The sequence below is a fragment of the Burkholderia sp. 9777_1386 genome (assembly GCF_015712265.1).
GTDB classification, from domain to species: domain Bacteria; phylum Pseudomonadota; class Gammaproteobacteria; order Burkholderiales; family Burkholderiaceae; genus Burkholderia; species Burkholderia cenocepacia.
The window spans coordinates 33,453-45,640 of record NZ_JACCQB010000040.1 but is presented as its reverse complement, the minus strand read 5'-3'; the positions used below and the strand labels follow the sequence as shown (position 1 = coordinate 45,640).

The 12,188-nt window shown below is 68.1% G+C and carries 9 protein-coding genes; 5 read left to right on the top strand and 4 right to left on the bottom strand.

The window, feature by feature from the left end:
• Positions 1 to 3: 3 nt before the first annotated feature.
• A complete protein-coding gene (locus H0X91_RS25295; protein WP_163124241.1) occupies positions 4 to 939 on the bottom strand; it encodes a 1-phosphofructokinase family hexose kinase in 936 nt (311 codons plus the stop codon).
• 231 nt (positions 940 to 1,170) lie between these two features.
• Between H0X91_RS25295 and H0X91_RS25290 the strand changes: the two genes are divergently transcribed.
• Positions 1,171 to 2,967, top strand: coding sequence for an adenosylcobalamin-dependent ribonucleoside-diphosphate reductase (locus H0X91_RS25290; RefSeq protein WP_196433453.1), 1,797 nt, complete (start codon positions 1,171 to 1,173; stop codon positions 2,965 to 2,967).
• Between the two features lie 52 nt (positions 2,968 to 3,019).
• Here H0X91_RS25290 and ftsH read toward each other — a convergent pair whose 3' ends face one another.
• The 3 genes from ftsH to H0X91_RS25275 are packed head-to-tail and all read right to left on the bottom strand — an operon-like array spanning position 3,020 to position 6,158.
• The gene (ftsH, locus tag H0X91_RS25285) at positions 3,020 to 4,927 is read right to left on the bottom strand and encodes an ATP-dependent zinc metalloprotease FtsH (protein WP_006488324.1); all 1,908 of its coding nucleotides are present in this window, start codon (positions 4,925 to 4,927) and stop codon (positions 3,020 to 3,022) included.
• Positions 4,928 to 4,960: 33 nt separating this feature from the next.
• Positions 4,961 to 5,470, bottom strand: a complete 510-nt coding sequence (locus tag H0X91_RS25280) for a BCAM0308 family protein (RefSeq protein WP_006488392.1) — start codon at positions 5,468 to 5,470, stop codon at positions 4,961 to 4,963.
• 40 nt (positions 5,471 to 5,510) lie between these two features.
• On the bottom strand, positions 5,511 to 6,158 hold the full coding sequence (locus tag H0X91_RS25275; protein WP_034202923.1) for a BON domain-containing protein: 648 nt from the start codon (positions 6,156 to 6,158) through the stop codon (positions 5,511 to 5,513).
• 282 nt (positions 6,159 to 6,440) lie between these two features.
• On the opposite strand from H0X91_RS25275, the gene H0X91_RS25270 reads away from it, so the two are divergent.
• The 4 genes from H0X91_RS25270 to rbbA all read left to right on the top strand — a co-directional run bounded on the left by H0X91_RS25270 (position 6,441) and on the right by rbbA (position 12,188).
• The gene (locus H0X91_RS25270) at positions 6,441 to 6,629 is read left to right on the top strand and encodes a DUF2964 family protein (RefSeq protein WP_006488308.1); all 189 of its coding nucleotides are present in this window, start codon (positions 6,441 to 6,443) and stop codon (positions 6,627 to 6,629) included.
• 182 nt (positions 6,630 to 6,811) lie between these two features.
• A complete protein-coding gene (locus H0X91_RS25265) occupies positions 6,812 to 8,308 on the top strand; it encodes an efflux transporter outer membrane subunit (protein WP_006488330.1) in 1,497 nt (498 codons plus the stop codon).
• Complete coding sequence (locus tag H0X91_RS25260) at positions 8,305 to 9,378, top strand: HlyD family secretion protein (protein ID WP_196433452.1); 1,074 nt, start codon at positions 8,305 to 8,307, stop codon at positions 9,376 to 9,378. The genes H0X91_RS25265 and H0X91_RS25260 overlap by 4 nt, the downstream gene beginning before the upstream one ends.
• Entirely contained in the window at positions 9,375 to 12,188 is a 2,814-nt protein-coding gene (gene rbbA, locus H0X91_RS25255; RefSeq protein ID WP_230878015.1) for a ribosome-associated ATPase/putative transporter RbbA, read from the top strand. Before H0X91_RS25260 ends, rbbA begins: the two co-directional genes overlap by 4 nt.

Sequence of the window (12,188 nt, the reverse complement as noted above, 5' to 3'; positions counted from 1 at the left end):
CCCTCAGCTTGCCTGCGCGACCAGTTCGGCATGAATTCGCTCGACGTCGTCGCGAGTGCACAGCGCCGTCCCGGGACGTTCGACAGACGCCGCCGATGCCGCAAGCGCGTAGCGGCACGCATCGTCGAACGGCACGCCGCGCGCCAGCGCCCACACCATGCCGCCGACGAAACTGTCTCCGGCGCCGACCGTGCTGCACACCGGTGCGGGCCGGCCAGGCAGGCGCAGCGTGCGATCGCGCGTGACGACCCATGCGCCGCGTGCGCCGAGCGTCAACGCGACGATGTCGGCCTGGCCGCGCGCCACAAGTTCGCTCGCCTTCCGGCATGCCGACGTGTCGTCGAGCGGTTCGCCGGCCAGCGCACTCAGTTCGCCAATACTCGGCTTGACGAGATGAACACCGGCCTCGAGGGCCGCCTGCAGCGCCCGGCCCGCCGCGTCGACAACCACGCGGCCGCCCCTTGTGTTCGCCGTCCGCGCAAGCGTCGCGTAGAGATCGTCGGGGGCGCCGGGCGGCAGGCTTCCGCTCAACACGAGATAGCGCGGCGGCGGTTGCATGGTGTCGATGCGCGCCGCGCAGGCGCGCCACTCCACACTCGTGACCAGCGGCCCCGGCATCAGGAAGCGGTATTCACGCCCGGTCGCGGTCTCTGTCACGCAGACGTTCTCGCGGGTCTCGCCGGCGATCCGGATTAGCTCGCTCGGCAGATGCTCGGCTTCGAGTAGCGCCGTCAGGACGTCGCCGGTCGGGCCGCCGGCCAGGTACAGCGCGACGCAATCGCCTCCGAGTCGGTGAACGGTCCGGGCGACGTTGATTCCGCCGCCGCCAGGGTCGCGCCGCGGCCGCGCGCAGCGCAGCTTGTGCGTATCGACGATATGCTCGACCGACGTAGCAACATCGACGGCGGGATTCAATGTGACGGTAACGATGTCGGTCACGGTGGGTGGCTCTCGGTAGATGGCTGGGACGCCCGTCGCTTGCACGGTGGACGCCGGCGCGGCGATGCCCGGCAACCGACGCGTGCCGGTCGTGGCTCCACATTACGTTCGATGCCGGCCACCACGTTGACCGCCGTCAAGCGACGCCGCGATGGCGCGCGGTTGCGCTCGATCAACGACGTGTCCGGGCTGGCTCTTACAGTGAGTCATTCATCGTTGCCGAGCCCCGCCATGGACGAGCAGCCGCTATGTACCACCGTGTTCGCCGAACGCTATGCGCAGCCCGGCGAAACGTCTCGCACGGCCCTCTTCCATCGCGTCGCGCATGCACTGTCGCTCGCCGAGCCGGCCGATCTTCGTGCACAGGTGGAGCGCGCGTTCTTCCGGAACCTGCAACACGGCGCGATCGGCGCGGGCCGCATCCTCGCGAATGCCGGCGCGGATACCGGCGGGACGATGGTCAACTGCTTCGTCCATTCGCTCGCGATTCCGCCGGGCGCGCCATGGCCGGCCATCGATGCAGCACTCGCTCATGCGCTCGACGACGCACGGCTCACGCTGTTGATGGGCGGCGGAATCGGCTACGACTTCTCGCCGGTGCCACCTGCCGGCGCGTACGAACTGCGCGTGTCGTCCGAACGAGGCGCATGCGTCGCGATCGACCGCTTCGACGCAATGTGCCGGGCGCTGCCGTTCAGCGGCCCGCGCCGGGGCGCGCAAATGGGCGCATTGCGCTGCGATCATCCGGATCTCGCGGCCTTCGTCGCATCCAAGCGCGGACGATCGCGCTGGCCGACGTTCAACCTGTCGGTCGGCGTCACCGATGCGTTCATGGAGGCGGTCCGGCAGGACCTGCCTTGGGCGCTCGTCCATCACGCGCGGCCCCGTTCCGGGACCGGCACACCGATCCGGCGGCCGGACGGCCAGTACCTGTATGCGACGATTCCGGCGCGTACGCTCTGGCACGAAATCGTCGGCGCGGCGCGCGACAGCGCCGAGCCGGGGCTGCTGTTCCTCGACACGATCCGCGACGCGAATCCGCTGCGCGAACACGAGCGGATCGACGCGACGAACCCGTGCGGCGAGCAGCCGCTGCCGCCGTACGGCAGTTGCGTGCTCGGGCCGATCGACCTATCGCGATTCGTCCATCATCCGTTCGGGGTCGGCGGCAAGCCACGCTTCGATTTCTCAGGGCTCGCCGACGTGGTGTGCATCCAGGTGCGCATGCTCGACAACGTGCTCGATCTAACCGCGTGGCCACTCGCCGCGCACGAGCACGAAGCGCGGCGCACGCGCCGCATCGGGGTCGGCGTAACCGGCCTGGGCGACGCGCTGACGATGCTGCGGCTGCGCTACGACGGCACGGAAGCGCGGGCGTTCGCACGCAGCATCGTGCTGACGATGCGCGAGCATGCGTTTGCCGCATCGGCCGCGCTTGCCGCCGAGCGCGGCGTGTTTCCCGCGTACGATCCCGCCGCCTATCTGACCGGCCCCGCGCACCGCACGCTGCTGCCGCTGAAGGTGCACCACGCGATCGCGCGGCACGGGCTGCGCAACAGCCATCTGCTGTCGTTCGCGCCGGCCGGCAGCGTGAGTCTCGCGTTCTGCGACAACTGTTCGAACGGAATCGAGCCGGCGCTCGGCTGGACGCAGCGTCGCCTAGTGCGCACCGCGGACGGACGGGTGCGGCCGTTTCGTGTCGAGAACCACGCTTACCGGCTGTTTCGCGACCTGCATGGCGACAGCGTCGGGCTGCCGGACTATTTCGTCACGGCGGCGGATATCGCACCGGCCGAGCAGGTCGCGATGCTCGCGGCGCTGCAGCCGTGCGTCGACGCCGGCATCTCGAAGACCGTGACGCTGCCGGAGCAATGTTCGCTCGCGGAAGTCGACGCGCTGTTCTTCCAGGCATGGCGTGACGGACTCAAGGGAATCACGGTGTTCCGGCCCGATCCGCGGCTCGCGTCGGTCGTGACCGACGACGCGGCGCAGGCGCGGCGCAAGCGCCCGGGCTGCATTGGCTGTTGAACGACGCACGGAGACCAGCGGCCGAGCTCGGCGCGCCCCGGCGACCGTTCTTTCAGACGGAGGCGTCCGTGGTCGTTTCCGTGTCGGCCTGCGTGGGCCGGCGCGCGTCGCCGGTATCGTCCGGCGGCGTGATGAGCGCCGTCAGCCTGTCGTGATCGATCGATTCGTGCTGCAGCAAGCTGCTTGCGATCCGCTCCAGCGCATCGCGGTGCTCGCCGAGCGTCGCCGCGACCCGCGCGTGCGCATCGTCGAGCAGAGCGCGCACCTCTTCGTCGATCAGTTGCGCGGTGTGCTCGCTGCAATGGCCGTCGCCCGGTGTCCACACGGCGGGCACGCCGCCCTGCGATACCGCATCGTCGAGCGTCATCAGCCCGAGCCGGTCGCTCATCCCATACTGCATGACCATGTGCCGCGCGAGCGCGGTCGCGCGTTCGAGATCGTTCTGCGCGCCAGTCGATACGTCGCCGAACGCGATTTCCTCGGCCACCCGCCCACCGAGCAACACATCGAGCCGGTCGAGCAGTTCGCTCCTGCGCAGCACGTAGCGATCCTCGGTCGGGACTTGTTGCGTGTAGCCGAGTGCCGCAATTCCGCGGGGGATGATCGACACCTTCTTCACCGGATCGCAGTGCGGACGGCTTTGCGCGACGAGCGCGTGCCCCGCCTCGTGGTACGCGATGGTCCGCTTCTCCTGCTCGTTCATCACGCGGCTCTTGCGCTCCATGCCCGTCATCGCGCGGTCGATCGCTTCGTCGAAATCGGTCATCGCGATCGCCGGCTTGCCGAGTTCGGCCGCACGCAGCGCGGCTTCGTTGACGACGTTCGCGAGATCGGCGCCGACGAAGCCCGGCGTGCGTTGCGCCAGTTCCGCGAGGTCGACTTCCGGTGCCAGCTTCACGCGCTTCGTATGGACAGCCAGGATCTGCTTGCGTCCGACCAGGTCCGGCCGGTCGATCGCGATGTGCCGGTCGAACCGTCCAGGGCGCAGCAGCGCGGGATCCAGGATTTCCGGCCGGTTGGTCGCGGCCATGATGATGACGCCCGAATTCGCCTGAAAGCCGTCCATCTCCACCAGCAACTGATTGAGCGTCTGTTCGCGTTCGTCGTTGCCGGACATCAGTCCGACGCCGCGCGCCTTGCCGAGCGCATCGAGCTCGTCAATGAACACGATGCACGGCGCCTTCTGCTGCGCCTGCTCGAATAGGTCGCGCACGCGGGCCGCCCCCACGCCGACGAACATCTCAACGAATGCCGATCCGCTGATCGTGAAGAACGGCACGCCCGCCTCGCCGGCGACGGCACGCGCAAGCAGCGTCTTGCCGGTGCCCGGCGCGCCGACGATCAGCACGCCCTTCGGAATCTTGCCGCCGAGCCGCTGGTAGCGCTCGGGGCTGCGCAGGAAAGCGACGATCTGCTGCAGCTCGGCCTTCGCCTCGTCGATACCCGCGATGTCGTCGAACGTGATGCCGGTCTCCTGCTGCACGTACACGCGGGCCTGGCTCTTGCCCATGCCGCTCAGGTCCCGCATCCCGCCCGGCCGCCGCATCATGAAGTTCCAGACCAGCACGAGCACGATCATCGGCAGCAGCCACGTCGCGAGCATCGCGATCCAGCCCGAATCCGGCATCCCGCGATAGCGGATGCCGGCGGCCGTCAGTGCGGCGACCAGATGATCGTCGCCGACACGATTCGTCGTGAAGCGCCACGGCGACCCCGCCTTCTTGACGGCGACCGCGTCGGAAGCCGGCAGCATGGTGGCGGCCTGCGGCATGCGCAGCGCGCCCGAGATCGACGACTGGCCGATGTCGAGCTCGTCGACGAGCCGTGCGTCGACCAGCCGATGAAAATCGCTGTACGAAATCGATGTCGTCGCCGGCTGGGCCGCCAGCAATTGATAGGCGACCAGGACCGCGAACGCGATCGGGATCATCAACCCGGAGTAATCGAATGTTTTCTTCATGACGTCGAGGCTGTGCGCCGAACCCGCGACCGCTCAGGCCGCGTCACGGGTCCAGTTCGCGCGCAGCACGTCCTCGCTGTCGCGATAGTTGAATGCCAGCGCGCCGTGATGCGCATGCAGCAGCGCCTCGCCCATGCGCCTCACCACGTGCACGCCGGTGGTTCGAATCACGAGCGCGTCGCCGGTTTGCTCGATCTCCATGATGCGTTCGAGCGCGTGCTCGCTCATCTCAAGATCGGCTTGTCGCTCGAGCAGTTCGAGGATCGCGGAGCGATGCCGGCGCACGTATTCGCCGCGCAGCACCAGTTCGCCGGCCGGCGCGTTTTCCCGCATGCGCTTGCAGGCCGGGCATTCGAGCTGGCGCCGGTCGAGCGGCGTCGCGTACCAGGTCCAGCGGCCGGCGTCGCAGACGGCGCCGCATCCTTCGCAGATCCGGTCGCCCGACGGCCGTTTCGGATCGCGATAACTGTCCTTCGTATGCGGCTGCATGCGCTTGTCGCGGCGCAGATAATTGCGGCCGGGGCCGGAATGCGAACGATTCATGGCTGCTTCTCCGTGGTAGTGGACGGTACAGGCGCGACTGTCACGCGACGGACAACCGGTCGACGACCTCGCGCACGCCCCGGACCGATGCCGCCGCGCCGCACGCGGCACGCCTTTCCGCCAGCGACGCGACCGTGCCCGTCAGCGTGACGATGCCGTCGTCCGCATCGATCGAGATTCCGGCTGATTCGCGCTGCGCGCGACGGGCCAGCGCTTCGGCAATCCGCGTGCCGACGTCGGGCACCGTATGGTCGGCCCGCACCCGAATGCGGTTCGCGACACCGACGACGCCCTTCATCCGGCTCACCATTTTTTCCGCTGCACGGCTCTGGAACGCATGATCAACCTCGCCGTCGAGCGTCACGCAGCCGTGATCGACTTCGACGCGAATTTGGTGATCGCGCAATGCCTCCTGCCAGCCAAGCGCGAACGTGATCGCGATCGCCAGTTCGTGGTCGGCGCAGGCATCCTCCGGCGGCTCGACGTTCAATTCGAGCACCAGCGCGCGCGCATCTGCGACGTGCAGCGCGGTTTTCTGGGCCTCGAGCTTCTGGGCCCAGCTGTCGACCGTGCCGCGTAACGTCACGATCCGGTCGCGTACGTCGACGTCGATCCGGCGCGAATCGATCGCCGGATTCCAGAACAGTGCTTGCTCGACATCCTGCTTGAGTGCTGCGTCGGACTTCATGTCGGTCTCCCGTCCCGGCGTGTGCCGGTCGCGAAGCGTGCGACCGGATGTGTGCCGTACCCGATTCAGCATCGCGCATGGCGGCACTGGCGGCTTGACGAGGATCAATCATCCGCAGGCTTGCGGCAACGGCGACCAGGTGCGCAACCGCCCAGTTTGTCCGTTGATGCAGATCAACGGCCCGCCGGAGCGCGACTCGATCATGGCGACAGAGGCTGCAAACCAGGCGACAACGCGCACATGGCGCAGCGATATGACCGAACCGCTTTCCGGGAGACCGTCATGAACCGAAAGCAGTACCGCATCGCACTCGCGACGCTGAGCGTGTTCATCGCGCTGGCGTCGCTGGCCGGCATCGTGCATGGGATGCTGTTCGACGAGCGGGTGTTCAGGTATTCGATCGTCACATTGATCCTGAGCATCCTGTCGTTCGTCGTGCTGCTGAATCTCGCGCCGGGCGACCGCCCATAAACAGAACATCGGCTGGACGATCTGCCGTAAGCATGTCGAGCGAGGCTTCACTCGAAACGCATTACGGCCGCAGTGATACAGATCAAGGGGGCGCGCGGCAATCGTCGGATATAAGTGAACCCGAAGCGGCGTCGCCATGCAGGCGGCGCCATCCAGCGTTCTCGTATCCGATGAGGCATCCCATGCGCGCCGTCGCGGTTCCTCCGCTGTTTTTGCCTGCCATCGCGCGGTGCATTCGTCTCGTTGCGCTGGCGGCCGGCGCGGGCCTGCTGTCGGGATGCCTGTCGCTCGCGCCCCCCGACGAACTTCCCGCCACGCCGATCGCCGCCGCGTTCCCCGATCCTTCCGCCCGCAGCGTCTCCATTGCGCAGGCGCCGCCTGCCTGGTACGACTACTTTGTCGACGTCCGTCTGCGCGCGTTGATCGGGCAGGCACTCGCCAACAATCGGGATCTGCGTGCAGCCGTTGCACGTGTCGAACAGGCACGCGCCGTCTACGGTATCCGCAGCGCGGATCAATGGCCGACGATCGGCGCCGGCGCGGCCTATGTGCGGTTTCGCACGCCGGGCGGCTTCCTGACGCCAGCGCCGGTCATCGGCCAGGTATACGAGGTCCAGCTGGCTGAAACGCAATGGGAGATCGATTTCTGGGGCCGCGTGCGCAACCTGAAAGCGTCGGCGCTGCAGCGCTATCTCGCGAGCGATGCAGCGCGGCAAGCGGTGACGCTGAGCGTGATTACCAGCGTGGCGGACGCCTATCTGACCCTGTGCGAGCTCGATGAACGGATCGCGCTGACGCGCGCAACGATCGACTCGCGGCACGAATCGCTGCGGATTTTCCAGCTGCGTCACGCGGCCGGCGCGATCTCGCGGCTGGACCTGACGCAATCGGAGATCCTGCTGCAGCAGGCCGAGTCGCTCGGCGTCCAGTTGCAGCAGGCGCGGGCATCGGCGGCCAATGCGCTGGCATTGCTCGTCGGTGCGACGCCGGCGCTGGCCGACGCGCCGCTGACCCTCGACGACGGCGCTGTGACCCCGTCGCTCGCGCCGGGCCTGCCGTCGTCGCTGCTCGCGCGGCGTCCGGACGTGATCGCGGCCGAGCACGAACTGCAGGCCACGCGCGCGAACATCGGCGCAGCGCGTGCGGCGTTTTTCCCGCGTATCGCATTGACGAGCGCGATCGGTTCGGGGAGCACCGCACTGCACGACCTGCTGTCGTCCGGAACGGGCGTGTGGTCGGTGATTCCGAACGTCACGCTGCCGCTCGTCGACGGCGGCCGCAACCGGTCGAATCTCGCGCTCGCGCACGCGCAGCGCGACGAGGCGCTCGCCCAGTACGAGAAGACCATGCAGCGCGCGTTTCGCGACGTGTCCGATGCACTCGCCGCGCGCTACTGGCTCGCCGACCAGGTCGCGATCGAACGGGCGACGCTCGCGTCCCAGGCCGAGCGCGCACGTCTGGCGAAACTGCGCTACGACAGCGGCGCAACCCGCTTCCTGGAAGTTCTCGATGCGCAACGGGACCTGATGAACGCCGAGCAGCAATGGGTGATGACGCGTCGCGCGCTGTTATCGAGCCGCGTCGCGCTGTACGGCGCGCTCGGCGGCGGGACGCCCGATACCTACAGCGCCGCCGCGGCATCGAACCACCTTTCCATCGATTCGGGTTCCATACCATGAAGACCATCAAGCGCCCTATTCTGATCGGTGCCGGTGCGGCCGTGCTCGCGATTGGCCTGATTTACTACGGCTGGACCCGCTGGCGCGACGCGCGGACGGACGCCGGGCTCGTCAGCGGCAATGGCCGCATCGAGGCGATCGAGATCGACGTCGCGACCAAGTTGCCGGGGCGCGTCACCGCCATGCTCGTCGACGAAGGCGATTTCGTGAGCGCAGGTCAACCGCTCGCCCGCATGGACGTCGTCGTCCTGCGGGCGCAGCTCGACGAGGCGCAGGCCCGGGAACAACAGGCAGTGAACACCGCGGCGAGCATCGACGCGCAGGTGGCCCAGCGTCGCAGCGACAAGGCTGCGGCGGCTGCGCTCGTCGTGCAGCGCGAAAGCGAACTCGACGCGGCCACGCGCCGGCTGGCGCGTTCCGAAACGCTGTCGCGGGACGGTGCGTCGTCGCTGCAGGAACTCGACGACGATCGCGCGCGCGCCGGCAGTCTGCGGGCGACCGTGAACGCCGCGCGCGCTCAAGTGGAAGCCGCCCAGGCCGGGATCGACGCCACGCGGGCCCAGCTCGTCGCCGCGCGCTCGGCGGTGACGGCCGCGCAAGCGACCGTCGCGCGCGTACAGGCCGATATCTCGGACAGCGAGCTGACATCGCCGCGCGACGGGCGGGTCCAGTACCGCATCGCCGAATCAGGCGAAGTCCTGCCGGCAGGCGGCAAGGTGCTCAATGTCGTCGACCTGTCCGACGTCTACATGACGTTCTTCCTGCCCGAAACGGTCGTAGGAAGAGTCCCGCTCGGCGCCGACGTGCGGATCGTCCTCGATGCGGCGCCGGAATACGTGATTCCGGCACGCGTATCGTACGTGTCGAGCACGGCACAATTCACGCCGAAGACGGTCGAGACGGCCACCGAACGGCAGAAACTGATGTTTCGGGTCAAGGCACGGATCGACCGCGATCTGTTGCAGCGCCATCTGAAGCTCGTCAAGACCGGCCTGCCGGGTGTCGCGTGGCTGAAGACCGATCCGAACGCAGCGTGGCCCTCGCGCCTCGCGATCAAGGTGCCGCAATGAACGCGACGTTGCCGCGCGATACCGGTGCCGGCGCGAGCGAAGGTCCGCCGGCATCGGTTGAATCAGGCGTGGTCGCCCGGCTGTCGGGCGTCTCGTTGCGCTACGGCGATACGAACGCGCTCACCGACGTGACGCTCGACATTCCGGCCGGCCGCATGATCGGGCTGATCGGACCGGACGGCGTCGGCAAGTCGAGCCTGCTCGCGCTCGTGTCTGGCGCGCGTGCGATCCAGCAGGGCCGTGTATGGGCGCTCGGCGGCGATCTGTCGTCGCGCGGCCATCGCGCACGCGTATGCCGGCGTATCGCCTACATGCCACAAGGCCTCGGCCGGAACCTGTACGCGACGCTGTCGGTCGAGGAAAACCTGCAGTTCTTCGCGAGACTGTTCGGTCACGATGCCGCGGAGCGCCGCCGCCGGATTGATGCGCTGACGTACAGCACCGGCCTGCAGCCGTTTCTGGATCGCCCGGCCGGGAAGTTGTCCGGCGGCATGAAGCAGAAGCTCGGCCTGTGCTGCGCGCTGATCCACGATCCCGACCTGCTGATCCTGGACGAACCGACGACCGGCGTCGATCCGCTGTCGCGCGCGCAGTTCTGGGAACTGATCGGACGCATTCGCGACGCCCGCCCGGCGATGAGCGTGCTGGTCGCCACCGCATACATGGACGAGGCCCGGCGATTCGACCGGCTGATCGCGATGGACACGGGCCGCGTGCTGGCAACCGGCAGCCCCGGCGAGCTGCTCGAGCGCACCGGTTGCGACACGCTGGAAGCCGCGTTCATCGCGTTGCTGCCGGAGGCCCGCCGGCGCGGTCACCAGCCGGTCGTGATCGCGCCGTTCCAGCCCGATCGGGCTGCCGGCTACGCGATCGAGGCCGATGCGCTGACCATGCGGTTCGGCGATTTCATCGCGGTCGACCACGTGAGCCTGCAGATCCGCCGCGGCGAAATCTTCGGCTTTCTCGGCTCCAACGGCTGCGGCAAGTCGACGACCATGAAGATGCTCACCGGCCTGCTGCCCGCGTCGGATGGCACGGCGACGCTGTTCGGCCGGCCGATCGCCGCGAGCGACATCGACACGCGCAGGCGCGTCGGCTACATGTCGCAGGGGTTTTCGCTCTACGGCGAACTGACCGTCCGTCAGAACCTCGTGCTGCACGCGCGCCTGTTCGGCGTACCGGAACCGGATGTGCCCGCACGCGTGACTGAAATGGTCGAGCGCTTCGGGCTCACGGACGCAGTCGACGCGCTGCCCGAGCGCCTGCCGCTCGGCATGCGGCAGCGGCTGTCCCTCGCGGTGGCGATGGTGCACAAGCCCGAGTTGCTGATCCTGGACGAGCCGACCTCGGGCGTGGACCCGGTCGCGCGCGACGATTTCTGGCGGCTGATGATCGAACTCGCGCGCAACGATCGCGTCACCATCTTCATTTCGACGCACTTCATGAACGAGGCCGCGCGGTGCGATCGCATCTCGCTGATGCATGCGGGCCGCGTGCTCGCGAGCGCCGCGCCCGAGGAACTCGTGCGCCTGCGCGGCGCGGACACGCTCGAGGACGCGTTCATCGGCTACCTGAGCGACGCGCAGAAAACGGATGGCGCGGACGGCGCGACGGCCGATGCGCCGTCCGACGCCGGCTGGCTCGCCGCGCCCCCCGCTGCCGCCAGCGCCGGCCATGCGGCCGCATGGTTCAGCCCGCCGCGCGCCGGCAGCTATCTGTGGCGCGAAGTGCTGGAACTGCGACGCGACCCGTTGCGAGCGACGCTGGCGCTGTTCGGCTCGCTCGTGCTGATGTGCGTGATCAGCATCGGGATCAGTCTCGACGTCGACAACCTGACGTTCGCGGTGCTCGACCGCGATCAGTCGATCCTGAGCCAGGACTATGCGCAGAATCTGGCCGGTTCCCGCTATTTCGTGCCGCGCGCGCCGCTCGCGGACGACTGCGACATCGAGCGCCGCATGCGCAACGGCCAGTTGTCGCTCGCGCTCGAGATCCCGCCCGGTTTCGCGCGCGACGTCGCGCGCGGCCGCCGCGTGGAGATCGGCGCATGGGTCGACGGCGCGATGCCGATGCGCGCGGAGACGATCCGCGGCTACGTTGCCGGCATGCACGAAAACTGGCTGCGCGACCAGGCAAAGCGCCGGCTCGGCGTGTCGCTCGTCCCGGCCGTGGACATCGCGATCCGCTATCGCTACAACCCCGACGTCAAGAGCCTGCCGGCGATGATTCCGGCGATCATGCCGATGCTGCTGCTGATGCTGCCCGCGATGCTGACGGCACTCGCCGTCGTGCGGGAACGCGAGCTCGGGTCGATCATCAACCTGTACGTCACACCCGTCACGCGCGCCGAATTCCTGCTCGGCAAGCAGGTGCCGTACGTCATGCTGGCGATGTTGAACTTCCTGCTGATGGTCGTACTGGCCGATGTCATGTTCGGCGTGCGGATCAAGGGCAGTTTCGCGACGCTGGCGGCCGCGGTTCTGATATTCAACGTTGTGGCCACCGGCATTGGGCTGTTCGCATCGACGTTCACCCGAAGCCAGATCGCCGCCATCTTCATGACGATCGTCGGCACGCTGATTCCCGTCGTGCAGTTCTCGGGCCTGCTCACGCCGCTATCGTCGCTCGAGGGCAGCGGCAAGTGGGTCGGCACCGTCTATCCGGCCACCTACATGCTCGCAATCAGCCGCGGCGTCTACAACAAGGCGCTCGGGCTGGCCGACCTGTCACCGCAGTTCTGGCCGATGCTCGCGGCCGTGCCGGTCATCCTGGTCATGACCGGCGTGCTGCTGCGCAAGCAGGAGCGCTGA